Below are 23,462 nucleotides of genomic sequence, written 5' to 3' on the forward strand. Positions count from 1 at the left end.
AAATTTTTCTCATGCCCTTACTTTCACTTCTTTTCCAGTTCTTGCAGATTCATATATAGCTAAAATTAAATCCACAGCTTTACGGGCTTCCTCACCGGGTACAAGTGGAGCACGGTTTTCATTTACTGCTTGGATCATGTCATCCACATAGATGTAATGCCCTTGACTCGAAATTGCTTTTGGATCATTGCTTCCTCCTTCTGTATTACTCACTTGGGGCATTGGTTCATCATGATCAATAAAATTCCACAGTTTAAAGCCGCTATCTGCAAAGATAATAGAACCTTTTTCGCCATGAACTTCGAATCTAGTTTCTTGACCTGGATAAACGGATGTTGTTCCTTGGATCACACCGAAAGATCCGTTTTTATATTTCACCGCCACAACCGCGGTATCCTCTACTTCAATCTTTCGAATTAACGGAGCAGAATAAGCAAATACAGATTCCACCTCACCTGCCATCCATTGGATTAGATCGACGCCATGTACACCTTGATTCATTAATGCTCCACCGCCATCCAATTCCCAGGTGCCTCTCCAGCCAGCACTCTTATAATATTCAGGGCTACGATAATATTTTAGATAGGCATCTGCTAGAACTAGTTTGCCAAGTTTTCCCTCTTGAATGGCTTTTCGCGTTTTAATCGCTGCCTCTAACGTTCTTCTCTGATAAACAGCCCCTAATTTTACATGATAATTTTTACAAGCCTCTATCATGTTCGTCATTTTTTCCCGGGTAATATCCAACGGTTTCTCGCATAACACATGAATTCTAGCCTGTGCAGCCGCAATAGTCACATCTGCATGTATCCCACTGGGCACACAGACTGATACAATGTCAATGTCTACATCTGTAAACATTTTTTCATAGTCTGTATACGTATAATTGATACCATACTCGCCCGCCAATTTCTCTGCTTTTTCTTTATCGACATCACAAATAGCAACTAGTTTTGCGTCATTATGCGCTGAAATCGCTCTTGCATGGGAGGCTGAGATAACTCCTGCACCTACAATCGCAAAATTTGTTTTCTTCTTCATTTTCATCACCCTTTTTTATATAGAATCGTTAAATCCCTCTATATAGCAGAGGGATTTTCACTTATAACTAATTTAACTCTGCTTCTTGCATCCTATTGTAAGCCTCTTCATATATGTCTATTAATTCTTGTACACCTAAATTTTCAATTTCTTTCACATAGGTATCCCATTCACTTAAATCTCGTTTCCCAATAATAAATTTAGCAATTTCTTCATCACGATGTTTCGTAACTGCTTCTCCTTGAATTGCGATGACCTTTTGTTCTTCCTCTGAAAACGCAGGAACTGGAACGATCGGTGCATCGTATTGTGGACTTTCTTTATACGCTTGCTTTACCTCATCACTAAACAGGACCATATGAGAATCATAATCAAACCATGAATAAGTTGAATATAAGGATATACCTGTCTCTGTACGTAATTCTGATGGGCTTGGATAGTCTTCAATCCAGCTTTTCTTCCCGTCTTCTTCCTCGTATGTTTCCCCTTCAATTCCCCAGCTTAGAGCATCTCTCCCTTCCTCAGAAAAGGTCCAATCAATAAATTGAATAACTGTATCTATGTGATCAGAATTTACCGCGATGGAGTATCCTCTTTGCTGTGTATGTGCAGAGTAATCTAGTTGCGGGCCTCCAGAAAAACCGGCAGGAGGTGGCATATTAACTAACGTATAATCTTCATTTTCTTTACGGTTTTCAACATTAAACATGTCAATTCTTGAAATATAGTCTTGTGTAATAAATGATGTGCTGGTAGACATTAATTCTTGCCATCCGGCTACATCTAGCGATAAGAAGTCTGGAGGAATTAGGTCTTCCTCGTAAAACTTATTAAGATACTCTACCATGACAAGATAATTGTCCTCGACAGGTCCGTAGCGCCACTCATCTTTTTTATTATCATAATAGTAATTCCAATCTGTTCCAAAGTTTGTTGCAAAGTTTCGGATCTTTTCTGTACCATTACGAAAACCGAGTGGATAACTTTCTGGATAGACCTTCTTTAATTCTTGTAAAACTGTATGAAGCTCATCCCAATTATTCGGTATCTCTAAATCGTGCTTTTCAAAAATATCCTTTCGATACAACCAAATCATTCGATTCGTTTCCCCAATCCCAATGTTAGGTGAAACATACATTTTTCCATCATGAGATAGAGCTGCTCTCGCTGCATCTGGAAATTGATCCATCCATGCTTGTAAATTAGGCATATTCTCAATATGATCCAATAAATTTACTAAAGCACCTTGTGAACCATATTTATTCCCTGTCGCGTAATCTGGCATGCCGATTAAGTCTGGCAAGTCTCCCGAAGCAATTACAAGATTTAAAGACTCATTATAAGGATCTGCCGCGATGTCAATATCCATATTCATATTACCGCCATCTTCCATTAAGTCCCATATCAGCCAATCTTTTTTAGTCGGCCAACTTGGATGTTCATTCGTATAAAATTTAATCGTTGGCCTATCTTTATTTGAACCGATTTCATTCGTAGATGAATCATCTGAACAAGCCATCATTAATCCAGAAACAAACAGCATCATAATTATAAAAGAAATCACCTTTTTCATTGGTTGAACTCCTTTAAATTGTAAATTAATTTAAATCCACTTCTTGCATTCTCATGTAAGCCTCTTCATATATGTCTATTAATTCTTGTACACCTAAATTTTCAATTTCCTCCACATAAGCATCCCATTCACTCAAGTCCCGCTTGCTAATCATAAACTTAGCAATCTCTTGGTCTCGATGTTTTTTAATCGCTTCCCCTTTAATCGCTATAACTTCTTGCTCTTCCGGTGTAAAGGATGGTACAGGAACGATTGACGCATCGTATTGTGGAGACTCTTCATATGCCTGCTTAACATCATCACTAAATAAAATCATATGTGCATCGTAGTCAAACCAAGAATAGGTTGAATTTGTGGATAGCCCCGTATCAATTCGTAGCTCAGCAGGGCTTGCATAATCTTCAATCCAGCTCTTCTCGTCATTTTCTTCTGTATAAGTTTCCCCTTCAATTCCCCAACTTAACTTGTCTTTTCCCTCTTCAGAAAAGGTCCAGTCAATGAATTGGATTGCTTTGTCGATATGATCGGAGTTTATCGCTACCGAGAATCCACCATCATTTGTGTGTGCAGAGTAGTTTAATGGCTTTCCATCAACTAAACCAACCGGTGGCGCCATATGCTTTATCGTAAAATCAGAGTTCTCTTCGCGATTTGTAAGATTAAACTCATCAATTCTGCCAATATAATCTTGTGTTATAAAAGAAGTATCTGTCGAGATCAATTCTTGCCATCCAGCTGTATCCGTTGATAAAAAATCTTGAGGTATTAACTTTTCTTGATAAAATTTATTGAAATACTCAATCATAACACGGTAGTTTTCTTCAATTGGTCCATACCGCCACTCATCCTTTTCCTCATCATAGTAATAATCCCAATTTGTAGCAAAATTAGGTGCAAAGTTGATCAATTTGTCTGTACCATTCCGAAAACCAAATGGATAGCTCTCTGGATAGATTGATTTTAACTCTTGCAAAACTGTATAAAGCTCATCCCAAGTAGTAGGTGTTTCTAAATCATGCTCTTCCAAAACATCTTGTCGATACATCCAGAGCATACGGTTGGTTTCTCCGATACCAGTGTTAGGGGATACATACATTTTTCCATCATGGGAAAGTGCCCTTCTTGCTTCATCCGGAAATTGTTCCATCCATGCTTGTAAGTTCGGCATATCCTCAATATGATCCAATAGGTTCACCAATGCTCCATCAGCACCATATTCATTAGGGGTTCCAAAATTTGTCATCCGCATGATATCAGGTAAGTCTCCAGAAGCCACAATCAGATTTAAAGACTCTCCATAAGGTTCCGCCGCAATTTCCAATTCAAGATCCATATTAGTCTCATCCTCTATAATATCCCATACGATCCAATCTTCATTTGCTGGCCAGCTGGGGTGTTCATTCGTATATAATTTTAATGTTGGTCTATCCCCATCAGATCCCGAATCAGAGGACAAATTGGAATTAGAACCACTTGATGAATTGCTTGAACAGGCTACCAGCAAAGTGAACACAAACAACACCATTATGAAATAAGAAAGCAACTTTTTCACCATGAATCCCCTTTCATTTTCTGCTTTAAAAAGCTAAATATTCCATTCCAAAGGCTTTCTCTTAACAAATTCTTCTTACGTCATTTGCCTAATCTTTTAAAGAACCAATCATCACCCCTTTCACAAAATACTTTTGAAGGAAAGGATATAGTAAAAGAATGGGCAGTGTCGAAACAAGTATCGTTGCATATTGAATAGATTCCTGGATAACCACTGCATCTGTCCCCGACACTGAAGCCATTTCTTCAACAAGAACCATATTTCTAAGAATAATTTGTAAGGGGTAAAGAGCATTATCCCTTAGATATAAAAGCGGCAGCATAAAGTTATTCCAAATTCCTACTGCGTAAAACAAACCAATTGTGGCTAATACTGGTTTTGATAAAGGCAAAACAATGCGAATAAATATACCAATATCATTTAACCCATCAATTTTTGCAGATTCCTCTAATTCATTCGGTATTGTCGAAGAAAAAAAGGTTCTCATAATAATTAGATTCCATGTAGAGATTGCTGCTGGCAGTACCATAGCCCAAACCGTATCCATTAAACCTAAATTTTTAACGACAAGAAATGTAGGAATCATTCCACCGCTAAATAAAATGGTGAAAACAATCATGAGCATAAAACCTTTACGAAAAATCATCCTTTTCTTTGATAGCGCATAAGCTCCCATTGCGGTAATGATTAGCGATATAACTGTGCCTAACGTTACATATATAAGGGTATTTAGATATCCAGTGCCAATCCTTGGATCACTTAGCACATGTAGATAATTTTTTAACGTTAAACCCTTCGGGATTAAATTTACGTCCCCTCGCAAAACGTGAACATCTCCACTTAATGAGACAGCCATCATATGAAGGAAAGGGTACGTCGTAACCAAGGCAACTCCTAACAGAATAATGGCATTTACGATTGTAAACGAAGTGAGTTTTCTTCTGTTTCTCATTCATAGCCCCTCCTTACCACAGACTTTCTTGTCCAGATTTCTTTGAAAGATAATTGGCAGCAAATAAAAAAATAAAACTTATGACACCAAGAAATAATCCAATTGCCGTAGCATAACTGTAATTCCCGTGAACTAATCCAACCCGATAAACATAAGTAGAAATAATATCTGCCGTCTCATAGGTAACTGGATTGTATAGCAAAAACACCTTTTCGAATCCTATTTCCAGCACTTGACCGATATTTAAAATACCAACTATAAAAATCGCCGGTAATATGCCAGGTATCGTAATATATCTTAATTTTGCAAATCTCCCTGCACCATCTATTTCTGCTGCCTCATATAATTGCGGGTTAATCCCTGTTAGCGCAGCTAAAAAGATAATCGTTTCCCAGCCCATATGCTGCCAAATTTCGGATGAAACAAAAATGCTACGAAATAATTCCGGGGTAATCATCCAATTGATTGATTCAACCCCTAAATGAGAGATCATTCGATTCACTACTCCATCTGAGGAGAGGAAAACAACAATCATACTTGCTACAACCACATTGGAAATAAAATGGGGTAAGTAACTAACGGTTTGCACAAAGCGCTTAAAAAACATACTCTTCACTTCATTCAATAAAAGGGCAAAAATAATTGGGATAGGGAATCCAAATATGAATTTGTATAGACCTAACAAAAATGTGTTACGTAATAATAGATAAAAATCCGGGCTTTCAAAAAACGTCTTAAAATATTTCACCCCAACCCATTCACTGTCCAACACGCCGGCAAATAAGTTATAATCTTTAAACGCAATAATAATCCCAAACATTGGTGCATAATGGAAAATTAAGTAATAAAGTAAACAAGGAGCAAAGAGGATTAATAAATATTTACTATCATTCAGCTTTTTCATAAAAGCTTTCTGTTTTTTCACTTTGACATTTGCCTTCACAATCATCTTGTTTGTTTCGACAGCACTTAACTCTTTCATGACTTTCTACCTCCCCTTTATAATGATAAAAAATCTAGCATTGTTTTTTGAAACCGCTTTCAAAGACAAGTCGATGATTAACAATAGTCCATCATTTGGCTATAGTAATCGATTACTTTGTAAAGGCAGGATTTTGGAGTATGATTTAAAAAGCGGTTTCTAAAGCTTGTGTAGAATGTCGTTCAATTATCTTAGGCTGTAGGACAATATCCACTTTTTCTATTCCTTTTCCATCTAATTGATCAAGCAGGATATTACATGCCATTCTTCCCATTTCATAGTCTGGTTGCTGTATGGTTGTTAAGGATGGTGTAATCATCTGGGAAAATTCAATATTATCAAATCCGATAACAGACATTTGTTCAGGAACTTTCACACCGTGATTCGCTAGTTCATTCATAACACCAAATGCAGTCATATCATTACAAACAAATATTGCCGTCGGCAAATTGGAACACTGTAACAATTTTCGGGTTAAATCAATCCCATTGTTGAATTCGTAATTTCTTTCTGATAGTTCTTCCTCGTTTGAAGCAATCTGAATCCATTCCTTTTCTGTCTTCATTCCGTATTTCTCCAACGCATGCTGATATCCTTCGTAAATACTTAAGCGACTTGGCCGAGTTAAAGGAGAACTAATAAACCCAATTTTTCGATGGGCTTTTTCTATTAAATACTCAGTTGCCAAAAAACCTCCTTTTCTAAAGTCAAACTGGATTTGGCTGCAATCCAATCCTTCAATGGTTTGGTCAAATGCTACAACATTTAAACCCTTCTGCACTAAAGCTTCAACTAACTCTTTATTAGACGAAATCGAAGAAACAATTAACCCCCTTACTTGCTTTTCCAGTAATGTTTTTAAATATTCCTCTTCAAGTTCAGGACTTCGGTGGGAGTTACATAAAAGTACATGATAACCCCTACTTCTAGCAATATCTTCAATCCCTAAAACAATAGAAGAATAAAATGGATTGGTAATGGATGGTATGATCACACCCACTGTCATGCTATTATTGGTTTTCAATTGTCTACCAATCATATTTGGTATATAGTTTAGTTCTTTTGCTACTTGTTGTATTCTCGCTTTTAATTTGTTACTAACTGGGTAGCCACTATCGCTTAATACACGTGAGACCGTAGCTGTGGAAGTTTGTGCCTTTTTTGCGATATCATAAATCGTTGCCTGCTTTTTCATCAGTTCCTCACCATATAGTAATCGATTTCTATAAACCCATTACCTTTCCTTCATAGTAATATTTTTCTATCACCCTTCTAATCCTTTAACCAAATAGCCTAAAGACTCAGATATTTTTTAACGTTTAAATGTTTTTGGTTATCTCTAGTTGATGATTATAATTTACTGAACTCTCTTCTAAAAGACAAGTCTTTTAATTGTCTTTTCATGACCGGAAACTGTCTTTTAATCACGACACCTTCATATGACGTTGTGAAAACACGAAACAGTTAGTTGCACATTTTATTTTTAAAATTGGTGATTATAATAAAAAAGCTTATTTCTAAACCGTTTTTTCCAGTAAAAAAAGCCAAAATAAAAACCACCAAATTATGTATTTGGTGGAGACGGTGGGAATCGAACCCACGTCCAGAAATATCGCCACTTAAGCGTCTACGAGTGTAGTCGACATATTGTTATTTCGCAACTTCTTCGGCCTATCGACGGGCTTCCAAAGTACTAGCCTGTTTAATCTCTTCCTTGGCCCCCAGGCGGAGAGCTTTCGGCGTATCCCACTAAGAGTGAGTCCCTTACCCTACCACATGGGCGATGGAGGGAGGAACCGCATCAGTGCCTTATTAGGCAGCTGCTAATGCGAAGTTATTGTTTTCTTTGCCAGTTATTATTGGCGTTGACGTTTTGACGAGGCCGATCCCCTCGACTCGCAACCTAAGCTCAAACTATCCCTGTCGAATCCGTAACGTCCCCATATAAAGGAATAAGGATTTGATCCTCAGATCCTTTCCAAGTGGGAACTTGGAATAAATGAAGCCAATTGCTTACGTTCATTATTATAACATAATACCATAAAACATCAAGAATTCACGACTGCCAATATTTGCTGAGATTATTTTCATTTGAAAATTTTCTCCAGCTCAATCGTTACATTTTCAAAAAGAAAGGATTTTGCCGTATCAGGATATTTGAAGGTATTGGTTGCACTCACTTCGTTTTTTTAAAAATAATAAATCGTAACATCCCGATTGAATGGATTGACGATCCAGTATTCTTTCACTCCGGTTTCCATATATAAATCTAACTTTTTCACCATATCTTTACTTCTTGTACTCTCTGATAGCACTTCTACGACAAGTGACGGAACCCCCATATAATAATCACTTTCATTTATGTGATCATCCAGATCACAAATCACCATTAAGTCTGGTTGAACAACATTCGGATCCTTCCGGTTGGGTCTTTTAGGCTAATATCATAAGGGGCGACAAACGGCATGCATTCATCTTGAAATGTATTAAAAAATAGACCAAACAATTTAGTGACTGCATATTGATGGGCCGTTTTTGGTGAGACCAATAAATAAATCTCTCCATCAATGTATTCATAGCGATTCTCCATATCACGAGTTAATTCCAAAAACTCCTCATACGAGGCCTTTCTTCCTTTGAAATGATACTGCTCTGCTGATTCCTTGACTGAACTGTCCCATATAATCTCCTTCGTTGGATGATCCTTCATCGATTGCAATCGAGCTATTTCTGTCCCATTACGGGTAATAATGACTTCTTCTTGGGCAGCAAGTTGTAAATACTTCCCAAAATTATTCTGTACTTCGGTTGAACTAACAATCACGGTTCCCACCTCACAATCCACATTAGCTAAAATAGCTAACTTTATTAGCTAATGAATCATAAATTGCCAAACGAATTCATCTATTTACAGATCTACTCCCTCAGATTTAGTCTTTACTTGGTACTTTGCATCTTTTCGAATCCACATCCACAAGAGACTAAAACCAACTGCCCCTAATAATGCAATCACAGTACTTACTTGGTACATCATTTGCGGCCCTTGTGACCCGAATAGCCAACCACCAAAAAAGCCTGCTATAATCCCAGATATGCCGCCCCATGTCAGTGCATAGACAGCTTGTCCACTTGCCCGCAGTTCAACAGGGATCAATTCAGCTGTTAACGTTGTGCCTATATAATAATAGCCACCGAAACTAATGCTATGCAGCATTTGGATAAAGATAATTTGAACAGGTGATACTGCAATAGACATTAAAAACCAACGAAACACAAATAATAAACTCACAATAATGAGACAACCGATCATAGTAGGAATATTCCTTTTTAAATAACGATCAAATAATAGGAAAACAGGCACCTCAAAAATAGCAGTCAAAAAAGCAGCCCAGCCAATTAATACAACAGAACCACCTAATTGATCAATATATAAGGAGCTAAAAGTTTGATTCATCGAATTCGGTACAGAAATCAATACACCTAATAAAACAAATACTAAGAAATACTTATTCCCAAACAAAGCTCGACTATATCCGCCTTTTGTTATTTTTTTCGTCCCTTCAACTTTTCCAGTTGGAAGCTTGATCGTAAATAAGATCGTTAAAAACAGCATAACACTGTAAACAATCCAGAGATTTCCGATCCCTATCCAATCAATCAATGGACTAACAGCAACAGCCAATAGCGCCCAACCTAATGAACCCCATAGTCGAAACGAACCAAATTTATACCTTGTCCCTTCAATGGTATTCAAGATCAAACTATTACTTTGTGAAAATAAAGGCGTTTGAAATAGGAAAAAACAAAGCATCGCTATAAAAGCCCACACCATTGAATTTAATTGGAAAACAAATTGAACGATGATCAGATTTCCAATTAGCATGATCACTAAAATACGGCGAATATTTTGCAGGCGATCACTCCAATATCCCCAAAAAGGATTTGCAAAAATCGAAACAAAAGGACCACCTGCCATAAGCATGCCAATTGCCATTTTATTAAAACCTACACTTTGAAAATAAAGTGGAAAAAAAGAAAGTAAAATCGAGATAGAACCATAAAGGAAAAAATTAAATAGTTTTACATGGATAAGGGTATTTTTATCTGTCGTATGTGCCAATCGTAGGTTCCTTTCCAAGTGAATATTGTGTTGAAACTGATTGCTTCTAATTTAGATTTCCCGCAGATAATATGCTAAGAGTTAAATTTCCGCTTTTTTGATCAATCGCTTAACCGCACCTAACAGCCATTCAATTTCAATATATTGATGTTTCTCAGAATTATGCTCAATTCCCCAATACCCATCATAACCACCATCTCTTAACATGCGAATGATGCTTTCTCCGTTTTCTGCTGTGGCGGTTTTTGCATCAAAATGGGTATGATAAACCCACGGAGCCACCATTTCGTCACCAATGCTTGCATCTTCCTGCCAACGGCCCATATGCAATAAAATGCCAAAACTAGGATGATGAACGGCCTCCGCAATTTTTTTCAAATTTTTCGGACTTAACGAAGGGCCTGTATGATTTTCTGGACCAATCTTATAGCCAAGATTGGCTGCACGATCAGAGAACTCCTTGTATCGTTTTACAATATATTCAAATTGCTCTTCCTCCATATCCAATGAAAAATCTGGGTGTGAACCAAAATGACCTCCTGTATCAATTCGAATTGTTTTTGCTTGAAGCATCTCACCGACTTTTATATGTTTTAGGGCATTTTGATAGAGGCTTTCCCGTTTTTCTGGATCTGGATCCCATATATGTGCCCCATCAATCGCATAATTGACTAATGTCATTTCTCTTTCATCCAATGCCTCACGAATTTTTTTTACATATTCTTCTTCAGGAGCCTCAAAACTTTGATTAGCAAATTGCCCATTCCAAAAATCTACTGTATCTAATCCATACCTATATTTAACCGTTTCCAAATAACCATAAATATCCATTTTCCCCTCATACATCGTATTCCTAAATGAATAACCACCAATCGATAGCTTCATAGAATAGCCCCCTAATATAGAATTTAATATGCCGTCTCTGACATTTTACCACTATTTTCTAATTGATCATATTTTAGACCTACTGCTTTTGGGTGTTAAAATGAAACTTCAATCTGGGAGAATTACCATCTGAGCACAAAAGCGCAAGCGCCCGTTTAGCGACGTACAAACTTTCATAGTAAGGATGAACAGCTAAAAACGCGCCGTCCTGGCGCAACGCTGTTCTGACCTACATCCTGTAGCCCTGACATGAAATGCAAAAGACGGCTGATTAGGAGGACAAGCAAATGTTCCTGAAACGAAGAAGGGCGAATTTTCCCTTCTGCGATTCAGGGTTATTTTGCGGAACATCGGTTAAAGGCTCGACGTCCTGTCGAAACACCGATGGACTCGCATCCTGCGAGTCTCTCGCTCCTGCCGTCTGTAGCTAGACAGCACGGCGAAGCATGAGTGAATGTTGACTTACGCAAGCAGAAGCTGAAAGTTTGCTAGTCGCTGGGCGCTGGAGCTGGATGTCAAGCCGCATCGTAAACAGTTATCCACAAGCCAAGAATTTTATAGTTCCCTTACCATAAAAAGTTGTCCAGCATAAACATATGCACTGAACAACTTTTTCATCACGATTATTTTCCCACCGCTATTCGTATCAATTACTTGTGTTTTTCGTTTTTCTTCTCATGAGATTCTACCAAGCCGCTATACTACCATCCGCTCTGGGCTCAGTTCCACCAGTTAAAATACCCGTTTTCTCATCTCTGCATATAATTTGCCCTCGGCCAAACATACCAGAGTCTATGGCTCTTTGCACAGCATGGCCTTTCCTAATTAAAGCTTGTGCGATATGGTCAGGGAATTGCGGCTCGACTTCAATTAATTTTTCCTTTATCCATCTCCATCTTGGAGCATCTAAAGCAGCTTGTGGATTAAGCATAAAATCAACCATATTCATCACAATTTGAACATGGGCCTGAGGCTGAATCATTCCACACATTATGCCGAATGGCCCAACTGGCATATTATCCTTTGTAATAAATCCAGGGATAATCGTGTGAAATGTTTTTTTACCTCCTTCTAATCTATTTGTATCTTCAGGATTTAATGAAAATCCACTCCCTCTATTTAACAAACAAATACCAGTGTCAGGTACAACTACTCCAGAACCAAAATCTCCTGCATGACTTTGTATAAATGAAACCATATTCCCCTCTTCATCCGCTGTTGCTAAATATGCAGTACCGCCTGGAATCGGCTCTCCTGCTTCTGGTAATATAGCTTCATCCTGAATTAAACCTCTTCTTCCCTTGGCATATTGCTCTGAAAGTAATTCCTTCTCTGTCACACTCATATTTCGCGAATCAGTAATATATTTTAGACCATCTACAAATGCTAATTTTACAGCTTCAATTTGTTTGTGATACGTGTCTACAGAATCTTTGCTGTGAAAATCAAAATTTTTTAATATTTGTAAGGCTAGCAAGGCTACTAATCCTTGCCCATTCGGTGGAATCTCCCATATATCATAGCCCTTATAGTTTACATTTAGGGGTTGCACCCACTCAACTTGATATCTAGCAAGATCTTCCATTGATAAAAAACCATTATATTCGTTTACACAGTGGACAATTTTTTCCGCAAGTTCCCCACGATAAAAAGCTTCTCCATTTGTTTCAGCTATTAATTGTAAACTCTTCGCATGGTCAGGAGCTCTCCACACTTCGCCAATATAAGGTGCTCTCCCGTTAGGAGCATACACCTTGAACCATTCCGCAAACTCTTCGCCCTTGAACTTATTTTTAAACTCATGAAAACGAATATTCCAATACCTACCTATTTCTACTGATACCGGAAAACCTTCAAGTGCATAATCAATGGCTGGTTGTAAAACAGTAGATAATGGAAGTCTGCCATATCTTTCTGACAAAGCCACCCAAGAAGCCGGTGTTCCTGGCACAGTAATGGGAACTACGCCTTGACCGGGCATGCGATCATATCCCATGCTTTTCACTTTTTCGATAGAAATATTTTGTGGAGCTGGTCCACTTGCGTTTAATCCATGTAATTTTCCTTCGGTCCATACTAAGGCGAACGAATCACCGCCTATGCTAGTGGAGTTTGGTTCTACTATTGTCAAACAAGCTGATGTTGCAATCGCAGCATCCATGGCATTTCCACCATTTTGCATAATTCTCAGTCCTGCTTGCGCTGCTAAGGGTTGCGTTGTTGCAACCATCCCCTTTCTACCATGAACAGCCATTCTTTTAGATGGATAAGGATAAAATTGGTGATCTGTATTCATGCTTTTCCCTCACTTAAATAGTTCACCTAAATATAGATGTGGATTTTGATTGATTAATGACTTCATCTACTGATACTTCCCGGCCAAGAGCATTGGATAAGTAAATACCTTCACTGATAAGCATAGTTTGTAGTGCAATAGCAGCGGTTGGCAAAAGTTCCACCCTATTTTGTAGGGCGGCAATCCAATGATGTTGTGGTGAATCATATGCGTCTTCGTTTTCATTCAAGCTATGTCTCCTTATCTCCATGCGCTCTAAGTCGGGTGTACTATCAAAATCTATATCGGCAATCGTTGAATGGAAACTAAAATCCTTTTTACTAAATTCTCCTGGATATGCAGGTAGTCGAATTCCACCTGAAGATCCTACAATACTAGGCCCTTCAAATTGATTCAAATGAACAGACCAAGCTTCTATAATATCCAGTGTTAAACCTCCATGAAATCTAATAAATCCAAGTCCCATTTCTTCAACATTGAATCCACTTTGTTCTTGTCTATGGCGATCCATTGGCATTTCTTGATATAATTTTCCAGTGATTCTGTCTACCTTGGGCAAATCCAACAGGTATAAAATTTGCGCAATATGATAAACACCCATATCAAATAATGCGCCACCTCCAGCGCTTTCTTTTCTTGTAAAAGCAGGAGTTCCATAGCCATCTACAAATGGTCTGCCCCTTCGCCTAAAACCCGTTGAACGTGCATGATAGATATTTCCCAACATACCTTCGTTTATCAAAGCTTTAGCTGCTTTTGTATCACTCCGGAATATGGATCTTAATTGAATATGAAGTAGTTTTCCATATTCTTTTGCTGCCTCAACCATTGCTTTCCCGTCAAAGTAGGTTCCAGCAATAGGTTTTTCACAATATACATGCTTGCCTGCTTGAAAAGCTTCAATCGTAATAGCCGAATGTAAATTATTATGCAAACAAACATCAACGGCATGAATATCATCACGTTTTAACATCTCTTTATAGTCTGAATAAACATGCGGGATATTGAACTTTTGCGCAACTTCCTTAGCTTCGTTTCTATCAAGATCACATACTGCAATAATTTCCACATTATTTATATCCAAATAATTCTTTATGTGCTGTTTACCAATTAAACCAACCCCAATAATGGCGACTTTTATAGCTTCCACATTCTCATCCTTTCTCAATAGTATAGACTTTTATCAAACTCTTCTTTAACGAAGCTAATGCCCATTCAATTTCTAGATAATGATTTTCTACAGGATTATATTCTATTGCCCAATATCCACGATACCCCGCGTCCATAAGCGGCTTTATTTCATTTTCCATATGATTTAAATCTGTTCTTTTAGGATCAAAGTGAACATGGTAAGCATAGGATGCCAGCATAGAATTGCCATGCGATTGATCCTCACCTTTCCACCGGCTAGCATGGAGTAAAATTCCATAATTCGGTCGGTCAACAGCCTTTGCTATATCAAGCATGGTTTTTGGAACAAGTGAAGGTCCCATATGATTTTCTGGGCCTATATAAATACCATATTCCTCTACGACCTCACAATATTCTTGATAACGCTTTACAATTAAATCAAATTGTTCTTCATTTATTTGTAATGATTCATAGCCGCCAGTATCAATTCTAACTGTTTTGGCACCCAATAATTTTGCTGCTTCTAAATGCTTTAAAGCGTTTTCGTGTAATTTTTCGCGAATAGCTGGATCGGGGTCCCAAATATGGGCCCCATCAATCGCAAAGTTTACAACAGTCAAGTCTCTTTCCTCTATCGCATCTTTTATATTCTCAATATATGTTTCATCTGATAAAATTCGTAACGTATCTTCTTGCGTAGAAAAAAATCCATTCCATAAATCAACAGTATTTAAATGGTATCGATATTTTACCGTTTCTAAGTAATGGAAAATATCCATCTTATTTTCTTTAAGCAAATTATAGAAAGAAAATCCGGCTAAAGATATATTCATAAACGATAATTCCTTTCAAAAGATTTAGGAGGCCACTGAAAAAATCATTTCCGTAAGGGAGTCTAAAACTAAGTTGTTGATTCCCGTTCCATGCGACTTCGCTTTCTGCGGGCGTAACGGGGAGCAGTGCATTTGCACCTGTTGGGTCTCCCCTGCCCCGTACTCCCGCAGGAATTCTTCGCCGCCTTCCACTCCAATCAAGAGAATCCTTAACATAGATTAAATTTTGGGGATAGCGAATATTCAGACGGAAAATCCATCGTCTTTTCACAGTAAATCATTCATTTTCCTAAAAAATATAAGATTTTCAGTGGTCTCATGTTTAGGCGGGTTTATTTATTTTCTTAGATTTTGAGATTGAAATTCTAATAAGTTCGCAATTTCTGATCGATATTATTCTTTGCAGCAACTTCAACGGCCTGCCCTCTCCTAGCTGATTCATAAACAGCCTCGACCAATTCTAATGCCCTAAGACCTTGTTCCAAAGTACTTTTCGGCGTATCTAATCCTTTTACACAATCAATAAAATGCTTAACCTCATACGCATGCCCTTGCTGCAATTCATCATTTGGGGAAGGGAAACTCCAGCCTTGATTAGAAGTAACATGTGGTTTTAAGCTTGTTAGCTCCTCTAGAGATTTCCCATATCCAGTATGACTATGCACTCTTAACCCGCCAGCATCATGGGTTGTACTCACATAGGCTGTTCCTTCTTTTCCAAATATCTCCAAGCGAACATCCATTCCACCAGTTATTGCCCAACTAACAATCAGTTCTGCCATTCCACCATTTTCGAAGCGAACAATAATAACAGCAGAATCTTCAGCGCCGTTTTTGCAATATTCCTCCCATTTCAGAGTCCCTGTCTCCGCATAAATTCTTTTAATTTTAGAATTCATGATCCATTCCAAAGTATAAAGCCCATGTATCCCCATATCGATTACAGCTCCACCGCCTGTCAAATCTGCATCCCAAAACCATTTACTATGAAAAGGCCCATTATGGACTTCATTGGACCGAAGCATAATGATATCTCCTAAGCCACCTTGATCGATAATTTCTTTTATTTTTACTAAAGCTGGCTTAAATCTCATGTTCTCACCATAAAGTGCTAAAACCCCATTCTCCTTGGCAGCAGCTACTATTTCTCTAGCCTCTTTTACATTACGTGCCAATGGTTTTTCGATTAAGAAAGGTTTCTTTTCCTTTATGCAGGCCATTGCTATTTCATAATGTAGATGATTAGGAACGGTAATATCTACACAATCTATATTGGGATTCGCAACTAATTCTCTCCAGTCATTGGTCCAATTTTCCACTCCAAAATCATTCGCGGTTTTCTTTGCATTCTCCATACTTTTTGAAGCAATCATGCCAATATTAATGTCAAACATTTTATAACCTGTCGCATGTGCTTTGCCCATAAATCCCGTTCCGATAATCCCAACTCGTATCTCTTGTTGACTGATCATGTTTAAAACTCCCCTTTCAAAAATATATTGCTTTAACCTTTTGCACCAGAGATAACAATTCCTTTAATAACATGTTTTTGAAAAATGAAGAATAATATTAATGGTGGCAATATAGCGATTAAAGAAGCCGCCATTAAAAGGTTCCAGGGAGTAGCTGTATACATGCTTGTAAAATTAGCCAACCCCAAAGAAAGCGGATACTTATCTGTGCTGCTTAAATAAATTAAAGGACCTATTAAATCATTCCAGCGATACATAAATTCCAAAATTGCTGCTGTCGTCATCGCCGGAATCGATAAAGGTAATATAATTCGGAAATAAAGTGTAAATGTACCACCTCCATCAACTTTCAATGCGTCATCTAACTCTCTTGGTAAGCCTAAATAAAATTGCCTTAATAAAAAGACTAAAAAGGCACTTGCACCGAAAGACGGTATAACTAATGGTAAATAGGTGTTTAGCCACCCGAATTCATTAAAGATTAAATACTGAGGAATCATTGTCACTTGTGGTGGTATCATCATTGTCGCTAAAACGATTGCAAACCAGATATTTCTACCTCTTGCACGCAATCGTGCAAATGCAAAAGCCACCAGTGTAGATGTGAAGACCGTTGCGGTAACTGTAACAACTGTATACCATGATGTGTTCCATAGGTATCTACCAAATGGGACAACTTCAAACACTTCAATAAAATTACTCCATTGTAAAGGCCAAGGAATCCAAGTCATTGGTACTGTATGTACTTGACCTAGTGTTTTTAATGAGGTGGATATCATCCAGACTAATGGAAATAAAAATAAACAGAGACATAAAAATAGGAATAAATAGGTTATTACTTTGCCGAATGGGCTTACATCTCCTGGTTTGTATAACTTTCTAAACCATTTTTCAGGAAAAATATTTTTCAAACTAACCGCTCCTAACTTCTATTATCATATTCATAATGTATTTGTTTCCGTGAAATCCATAAAGTTAGCATAGTTAGTAAGGCTATGATCAAAAATAATATCCAAGCTTGAGCTGAAGCATAGCCCATACGAAATTGGCTAAATGCTGTTTCAAAAAGATTGAGTACATAAAAATATGAGCCCCATTCCGGACCGCCCGAGGTAATAACATAAGCCTCAGTAAAAATTTGAAAGGACGATATAATGGCCATAATAGTATTAAACAAAATGACTGGTGAAACCATTGGGATCGTGATTTTGAAAAATCTCTGGAAAGCATTTGCACCATCAATCGCTGCTGCTTCATATAGTTCATCAGGAAGACTCTGTAAACTAGCTAGAAAAATGATCATGGTGCTTCCCAATGCTGTAAAACGCATTAAAACAAATGATGGAATAACCCAAGTTGAACTTGTAAACCACCCAGGTCCCTTGGCACCAAATGTAGAATGGATAATGTTATTAACAACACCGAAATCTGGATTGAGTAGCCATGCCCATAGAAAAGCCACTGAAACTCCTGAGATTATGCTCGGTGCATAGTAAAATGTTCTAAAAAGTGCTTGTCCTTTAACCTTTTGATTTAATAAAATAGCTAGCAGTAGACTCATGATGATGGTAAATGGGACGCCTAAAATGACAAAGTACCCAGTAACCTTTAGAGATTTATAGAATAAATTATCTTGGAATAATTTAGTATAGTTAGATAGACCAACCCATTCAGGTGTTTCGATTACATTATAATTTGTGAAGCTTAGAATGAGTGAGGCTATTATCGGACCACCAATAAAGAAGACGAAGCCTAAAAGCCAAGGAGATATAAATAGGTAAAACATCCCCTCTTCCTTCTTTTGTTCTCTATTCATTGATCTTTTAAGTCTTAAATTTCTTTTAGTGTGATTATGTGACAAATTGCGCTGATTTCTATTTTCCACCAATTAGATCACCTCTTTTTAGCGATGAGGCTGGGACAAAAGTCTTTTCACCAAAGAAAACACCGAACCACTATCGCGTATATAACCTGCTCCGAAAATATACTTCGCTTTCCGCGGGCGAGTGTCAAGCCTCCTCAGGCTTGCCTTCGGGGTCTTGCCAAACTCTTACTTCGCACTGGAGTCTAAGTATATTTCCTTCGCTAAGGTAATTAATTATTCGTCTTCGGCACTTAATATAATTTTGTCACAACCTCAAAGTAAGCCTTACTTTTAATTAATCATTTAAATTTCTTAGACCTTGGTCGACTTCTTCCAACGCTTTATCAATGTCCTTATTATTATTGTAAACCGCGTCAATGTTCTGATTTATAATCGTTCTGATGTTTGAAAAATCGGATATTTTATGGTTGTCAGCTGCTCTGCCATATTTCATTGCTCCTTCTATCGCCTCTTTAATTTGCTCTTTCGTCATAATAATATTTTCATAGCCTTCAATCGTTTCATAGTACTCATCATTTAATTTTTCGTAAACTGGCGGATTATTTAAATCCACCATTTGTTGGTAGCCTCCACCTTCTGGATCTGTAATAAATTTAATAAATTCCCAAGCTTCGTCAGGATGCTTAGAATCCTTCCCTATTGTCCATGGATCAACATACATTGGAACTTGCCTATCCTCCCCAGCAAACGGTAATGCGGCAAATCCCCAATTAAATTCTGCGGGTAAATAAGACATTACTCCCCATCCACCATTAATGGCCATTGCAACTCTTCCAGAAAGAAATGGATCACTAATCTGGGATATTGCCTCCACTTGTGAAGGGTTAGGCGATACTTTATGCTTGTAAATTAGATCATAATTAGCTTGTATTGATTCCTTATTTTTAGGATTGTTTAACGCCTGTGGATCACCCATCTCACCAGTTTCATACGCTTCTTTTGTAAAAAAATCTCCCCCAAAGAACCAGGAAAAGCGATTTGGAGTTTCGGGATTATAGAGACCATAGATTGCCTCGTTCGGAATATCGATATTTTTTGTTAATTTCTTAGCCTTATCCACCATTTCATCCCAATCCCAACTTACATCTTCCCAATCCGTTGTAGGATATTCTACTCCAGCTTCATCAAAGATGTCTTTGTTATAAAATAAATAAGTTCCCATACTTAACATCGGGATACCATAAGTTTTCCCTTGAACCTTATACAACTCCATCAACTCATCAGGAATCCCATTTAAAAACTCTGCATCGCTCTCGACATAATTGCTTAGATCCAATAATGTATTTCTCTTTTGATAGGTGCCAAACCCAGAACGCGACCAATTCGGTGACCAAACGTCCGGTGCATTTTCCCCAGCTAACATTGTGGAAAGGCGCTGGTCCATCTCATCTTGTGGAATCGTAACTAATTCAATCCGGATATTTGAATGTTCTTTTTCAAAGTCTTTAACCACTTGCTTATACCACTCATCACGAACTGGACTAGTCGTTACTAACCAAGTTAATTCGGTTTTTTTAGAGCTTCCTCCTGAACTTTTGTCAGAATTACACGCAGCAAGTATACTTGGAAATAGTAACAATATCGCAGAAAATACAGCTATCTTCTTAATTAAACTCAAAATTTCCCCTCCTTATTTTCAGTTAGTTTAGAAACCCCTTACAAATGGAGAAAAGTTACAATTTTCCCCAAATCTTAGGATAACTTCTCTATATCAACTATCTTATAAAAGAAGGATTTTTGTTTCTTATAGTAATTCAAGAATTCCTTATAAAATTTTTACTAATGGCAAGAAGATTAGTAGGCATGGGGATTTGTCAGGGGATATTTACGTGAACCTGTTGGTTTGGAGTGAAAGTGAATTTAAAACACAAAAAGTTTTCTCCCATTATTCGTTAGCATAACGAGAGAAAACAAGAATAGTCATATAAAATTAAAACACAGAACCATGTAGCGGGTCCAAAAGAACTGGTATTTGAATGGTTTAGTTAGCAAAAACCCTGGCTCTCGATTTATTTCTAAATTGCTTTGGAGTCATCCCGACAAATTTTTTAAATACCGAAGTAAAATATGGAATATTATTATAACCTGAGTCTAATGCAATCTCGATAATTTTCAAATCGGTTTTTGCTAAGAGATTTCTTGCATAATGAATACGCCTAGAATTCAGAAATTCAGTAACGGTCATATCCGTCCGTTTTTTAAACTCTCTGCTAAGATATGAGGGATTGATATGAAACACAGAGGCGATTCTAGTTAAGTTCAAATCCTGTTTAAAGTTCTGATTTATATAGCCAATGGACTCGACGATGATTTGCGGTAAGTCTATCTCATCAATACACTTTTTATTCACATTGATCTGCTTATTGTAAATTCTATTAATCTCGATGATCAAAATATGGAGCAATGAAATTAAATAATCCAGGGATGTTTTTGGGAAGCTATTATACTCTGTTTGCATTCGATCGAAAACTAATTCTAATCGTTCTTTTTCCGTACAATCCAATTTGATCATCGGTGAATAATCAGCATAATTCACTTTTATAAATTCCAAGACATCTATTCCATCCATATTCGGAAATTTTTCACCTAATTCTAGGTTAAAAATAATTACTAATACTTTAAAACCTTTCTTATCGACTAGTTCTGTCTTATGCAATTTATATGGACTAATCACAAAAAGATCACTGTGAGCAAAATCATATTCGTTATCTTCAATATAGCATTTTCCCTGCCCCTCAAGGATATACAAAATTTCAATTTGCTTATGCCATTCCCACATCATTTTCCAACCATTACTATTGTGATCAATCTTTAAGTCAATGTATTGTAAATCCTGCCTAGTCTGCAGCATACTAAATCTCCCCATTTTACTACCAAGAGTAGTCATATTCATATTATACGTTCGGGATATTTATTAATCTAGTTGCGCTAAAGTGAATCTTTATAATTTTCAATATCAATGAAATAATGCTTTATTGTCCAAGGCTTTGTTTAAAACAATCTTTTAAGCCTTAAGTGATATTCCTTCATCCAAAATAACGGTAAGATTCGGATGTAGCTGTAAAACAGAAGCTGGAAGCTCTGGTGTTACAGGTCCATAAAGTGCTTTATAAACAATTTCCGCTTTGTTTTCACCTTTTGCCAGTAAAATAATTTTTTTGGCTCTCATAATCGTCTTCATTCCCATCGTAATCCCTCTTTTGGGAACTCTATGAATCCCGCCAAAAACATGTGCCTTTGATTCTCTCGTTTTTTTGTCTAATTCAATAACATGTGTCGTCGTTCCAAATGCTGTCCCTGGTTCATTAAAACCAATATGCCCATTTAAGCCAATTCCTATGAACTGAACATCAATTCCTCCTTTTTCTGCAATTTTATCTTCAAATTGTGAACAAATTTGCTTAAAGTCCTCTTGTTCTGAAATATCTTTTAAAAAGATTATTTGTTCTTTTCTTAAGTTTAGCCTTTTAAAAATTTGATCATGCATTCTATAATAACAACTTGCAGGATTAGTACTGGTCACCCCTATATATTCGTCCAAATTTACGGTGGATAAGTCATCAACGCTTACATGGTTATCCATTATTTTTTCTGCAAGTTCTTTATGGAATCCAACTGTAGTGTTTCCTGTTGCAAATCCAAGAAGTGAGTTAGGTTTATTTTTTATTTGGGTCAAAGCGATTTCCGCTACTTTCTCATCGTATTCACTCTGTTTCAAAATATCGATATTCATTGTTTCACTCCCTTACATAAGATTCCACATTTTTCAATGCTACACTAGCCGCTCCCAATAATCCCACATTATTATGATTTAACTCTGTAACTCTTACACTCTTTAAATTTTTTTTGGTGACAGGAAGGGCATAATCATCTACAAATTGTTTGATTTTACTAATAACTGCTTTATGATTAAAAACTCCACCGCCAAAAACGATATGTTCAGGATTAAATAAATTTAAAATATTCGTCGTCCCTATTCCTAAGCCTTCAATAGCTTGCTCAGAAACAATTTTTGCAAGTTTATCTCCATTATCAGCCGCCTGAAAAATCGTACTTGAATTTAACTTATTCCTTTTCTGAAGTTCAGATAAAACAGAGGTAGGGTATAGATGAAACCCATCTACTGCTTGTGTAATCATGCCACCACCAGAACTAACGGTTTCAAGATCATGGTAACCGCCTATGCAAGAGTTTATCAGCATCTTTCCTGCTTCTCCGGCATAATTAGCTACGCCCCTATATAATTGAGAATTGGATACGATCCCCATTGCAATGCCAGTTCCAACATTTAGATAGATAAAGTCTCCAGATTTCTGCCCAACTCCCCATTGCATTTCAGCTAACGTTGCCGAATTAACATCGTTATCCAGAAATACTGGTAATTTTATTTTTTCATGGATCATTTCTGCTAATGGAACAGATTTAAAAATTGGAATATTTATGGCACTTTGCCAGATTCCTTTGTCCGGATCAACATGTCCAACTAACCCTACTCCAACTGCACTCACATTGAATCCAGCGTATTGATCCACAAAATTACATAATGAATTATGGATACATTCAATTGACTTTTCTTGCGAATCGCTATTCATTTTATAGTACTTTTTATGAAAAATTTTTCCGAATTCGGATACAATGCCAATTTGAATTTTGGTTTTTCCAACATCTATACCAATAACTGAAGTAAGTGAATTATTTTTAGTTATCATTATAAAATACCACTTTCACATATTATAGTCT

At 37.1% G+C, this 23,462-nt stretch carries 20 protein-coding genes and 1 other RNA gene; all 21 read right to left on the bottom strand.

The features are described 5' to 3' along the window. Nucleotides 1–9: 9 nt before the first annotated feature. Nucleotides 10–1,041, bottom strand: coding sequence for a Gfo/Idh/MocA family protein (locus tag IPU53_RS03525; protein WP_207447743.1), 1,032 nt, complete (start codon nt 1,039–1,041; stop codon nt 10–12). A 67-nt stretch (nt 1,042–1,108) separates the two neighbouring features. Further along, nucleotides 1,109–2,614: an extracellular solute-binding protein gene (locus tag IPU53_RS03530; protein ID WP_207447752.1), complete on the bottom strand. Its 1,506-nt coding sequence runs from the start codon at nt 2,612–2,614 to the stop codon at nt 1,109–1,111. A 25-nt stretch (nt 2,615–2,639) separates the two neighbouring features. Further along, nucleotides 2,640–4,169 carry an extracellular solute-binding protein gene (locus IPU53_RS03535; RefSeq protein ID WP_207447754.1) on the bottom strand — a complete coding sequence of 510 codons (1,530 nt, stop codon included), beginning with the start codon at nt 4,167–4,169 and terminating at the stop codon, nt 2,640–2,642. Nucleotides 4,170–4,254: 85 nt separating this feature from the next. Further along, complete coding sequence (locus tag IPU53_RS03540) at nt 4,255–5,118, bottom strand: carbohydrate ABC transporter permease (RefSeq protein WP_207447756.1); 864 nt, start codon at nt 5,116–5,118, stop codon at nt 4,255–4,257. A 13-nt stretch (nt 5,119–5,131) separates the two neighbouring features. After that, a complete protein-coding gene (locus IPU53_RS03545) occupies nt 5,132–6,100 on the bottom strand; it encodes an ABC transporter permease (RefSeq protein ID WP_207447757.1) in 969 nt (322 codons plus the stop codon). A gap of 145 nt (nt 6,101–6,245) precedes the next feature. After that, the gene (locus tag IPU53_RS03550; protein WP_207447759.1) at nt 6,246–7,295 is read right to left on the bottom strand and encodes a LacI family DNA-binding transcriptional regulator; all 1,050 of its coding nucleotides are present in this window, start codon (nt 7,293–7,295) and stop codon (nt 6,246–6,248) included. Between the two features lie 378 nt (nt 7,296–7,673). Beyond that, nucleotides 7,674–8,042, bottom strand: a transfer-messenger RNA (tmRNA) gene (ssrA, locus tag IPU53_RS03555). A 247-nt stretch (nt 8,043–8,289) separates the two neighbouring features. Then, nucleotides 8,290–8,490 (bottom strand): Uma2 family endonuclease, encoded by a 201-nt coding sequence (locus tag IPU53_RS25210; protein WP_207447761.1) that lies wholly within the window; start codon nt 8,488–8,490, stop codon nt 8,290–8,292. After that, nucleotides 8,490–8,924, bottom strand: coding sequence for a type II toxin-antitoxin system Phd/YefM family antitoxin (locus IPU53_RS25425; RefSeq protein ID WP_207447763.1), 435 nt, complete (start codon nt 8,922–8,924; stop codon nt 8,490–8,492). Before IPU53_RS25425 ends, IPU53_RS25210 begins: the two co-directional genes overlap by 1 nt. Nucleotides 8,925–9,008: 84 nt before the next feature. Then, nucleotides 9,009–10,220 carry an MFS transporter gene (locus tag IPU53_RS03570; RefSeq protein WP_207447765.1) on the bottom strand — a complete coding sequence of 404 codons (1,212 nt, stop codon included), beginning with the start codon at nt 10,218–10,220 and terminating at the stop codon, nt 9,009–9,011. Between the two features lie 81 nt (nt 10,221–10,301). Then, nucleotides 10,302–11,105 carry a sugar phosphate isomerase/epimerase family protein gene (locus IPU53_RS03575; protein WP_207447767.1) on the bottom strand — a complete coding sequence of 268 codons (804 nt, stop codon included), beginning with the start codon at nt 11,103–11,105 and terminating at the stop codon, nt 10,302–10,304. A 685-nt stretch (nt 11,106–11,790) separates the two neighbouring features. Next, complete coding sequence (locus IPU53_RS03580) at nt 11,791–13,401, bottom strand: gamma-glutamyltransferase family protein (RefSeq protein WP_207447769.1); 1,611 nt, start codon at nt 13,399–13,401, stop codon at nt 11,791–11,793. 22 nt (nt 13,402–13,423) lie between these two features. Further along, a complete protein-coding gene (locus IPU53_RS03585) occupies nt 13,424–14,551 on the bottom strand; it encodes a Gfo/Idh/MocA family protein (RefSeq protein WP_207447771.1) in 1,128 nt (375 codons plus the stop codon). A 4-nt stretch (nt 14,552–14,555) separates the two neighbouring features. Beyond that, nucleotides 14,556–15,365 (bottom strand): sugar phosphate isomerase/epimerase family protein, encoded by an 810-nt coding sequence (locus tag IPU53_RS03590; protein WP_207447773.1) that lies wholly within the window; start codon nt 15,363–15,365, stop codon nt 14,556–14,558. Between the two features lie 365 nt (nt 15,366–15,730). Continuing rightward, nucleotides 15,731–16,837 (bottom strand): Gfo/Idh/MocA family protein, encoded by a 1,107-nt coding sequence (locus tag IPU53_RS03595; RefSeq protein ID WP_207447775.1) that lies wholly within the window; start codon nt 16,835–16,837, stop codon nt 15,731–15,733. Nucleotides 16,838–16,869: 32 nt separating this feature from the next. Beyond that, the gene (locus tag IPU53_RS03600; protein ID WP_242698049.1) at nt 16,870–17,748 is read right to left on the bottom strand and encodes a carbohydrate ABC transporter permease; all 879 of its coding nucleotides are present in this window, start codon (nt 17,746–17,748) and stop codon (nt 16,870–16,872) included. 11 nt (nt 17,749–17,759) lie between these two features. Next, nucleotides 17,760–18,722, bottom strand: coding sequence for a carbohydrate ABC transporter permease (locus IPU53_RS03605; protein ID WP_313886437.1), 963 nt, complete (start codon nt 18,720–18,722; stop codon nt 17,760–17,762). Nucleotides 18,723–18,996: 274 nt separating this feature from the next. Then, a complete protein-coding gene (locus tag IPU53_RS03610; RefSeq protein ID WP_207447777.1) occupies nt 18,997–20,340 on the bottom strand; it encodes an ABC transporter substrate-binding protein in 1,344 nt (447 codons plus the stop codon). Nucleotides 20,341–20,703: 363 nt separating this feature from the next. Continuing rightward, complete coding sequence (locus tag IPU53_RS03615; protein ID WP_207447779.1) at nt 20,704–21,573, bottom strand: AraC family transcriptional regulator; 870 nt, start codon at nt 21,571–21,573, stop codon at nt 20,704–20,706. 153 nt (nt 21,574–21,726) lie between these two features. Then, nucleotides 21,727–22,455: a glucosamine-6-phosphate deaminase gene (locus IPU53_RS03620; protein WP_207447781.1), complete on the bottom strand. Its 729-nt coding sequence runs from the start codon at nt 22,453–22,455 to the stop codon at nt 21,727–21,729. 4 nt (nt 22,456–22,459) lie between these two features. Continuing rightward, on the bottom strand, nt 22,460–23,431 hold the full coding sequence (locus IPU53_RS03625) for an ROK family protein (protein ID WP_207447783.1): 972 nt from the start codon (nt 23,429–23,431) through the stop codon (nt 22,460–22,462). Nucleotides 23,432–23,462 lie beyond the last annotated feature (31 nt).

It is taken from the genome of Bacillus sp. SD088 (assembly GCF_017355205.1).
Lineage (GTDB): Bacteria > Bacillota > Bacilli > Bacillales > Bacillaceae_C > Lederbergia.

Excerpts from the sequence above, each read along its gene's own strand:
- IPU53_RS03595 (WP_207447775.1), bottom strand. The coding sequence starts at position 16,837 with ATGATCAGTCAACAAGAGATACGAGTTGGGATTATCGGAACGGGATTT.
- IPU53_RS03575 (WP_207447767.1), bottom strand. The coding sequence starts at position 11,105 with ATGAAGCTATCGATTGGTGGTTATTCATTTAGGAATACGATGTATGAG.
- IPU53_RS03540 (WP_207447756.1), bottom strand. The coding sequence starts at position 5,118 with ATGAGAAACAGAAGAAAACTCACTTCGTTTACAATCGTAAATGCCATT.
- IPU53_RS03535 (WP_207447754.1), bottom strand. The coding sequence starts at position 4,169 with ATGGTGAAAAAGTTGCTTTCTTATTTCATAATGGTGTTGTTTGTGTTC.
- IPU53_RS03580 (WP_207447769.1), bottom strand. The coding sequence starts at position 13,401 with ATGAATACAGATCACCAATTTTATCCTTATCCATCTAAAAGAATGGCT.
- IPU53_RS03550 (WP_207447759.1), bottom strand. The coding sequence starts at position 7,295 with ATGAAAAAGCAGGCAACGATTTATGATATCGCAAAAAAGGCACAAACT.
- IPU53_RS03530 (WP_207447752.1), bottom strand. The coding sequence starts at position 2,614 with ATGAAAAAGGTGATTTCTTTTATAATTATGATGCTGTTTGTTTCTGGA.
- IPU53_RS03525 (WP_207447743.1), bottom strand. The coding sequence starts at position 1,041 with ATGAAGAAGAAAACAAATTTTGCGATTGTAGGTGCAGGAGTTATCTCA.
- IPU53_RS03620 (WP_207447781.1), bottom strand. The coding sequence starts at position 22,455 with ATGAATATCGATATTTTGAAACAGAGTGAATACGATGAGAAAGTAGCG.
- IPU53_RS25210 (WP_207447761.1), bottom strand. The coding sequence starts at position 8,490 with ATGGTGATTTGTGATCTGGATGATCACATAAATGAAAGTGATTATTAT.
- IPU53_RS03615 (WP_207447779.1), bottom strand. The coding sequence starts at position 21,573 with ATGCTGCAGACTAGGCAGGATTTACAATACATTGACTTAAAGATTGAT.
- IPU53_RS03545 (WP_207447757.1), bottom strand. The coding sequence starts at position 6,100 with ATGAAAGAGTTAAGTGCTGTCGAAACAAACAAGATGATTGTGAAGGCA.
- IPU53_RS03625 (WP_207447783.1), bottom strand. The coding sequence starts at position 23,431 with ATGATAACTAAAAATAATTCACTTACTTCAGTTATTGGTATAGATGTT.
- IPU53_RS03590 (WP_207447773.1), bottom strand. The coding sequence starts at position 15,365 with ATGAATATATCTTTAGCCGGATTTTCTTTCTATAATTTGCTTAAAGAA.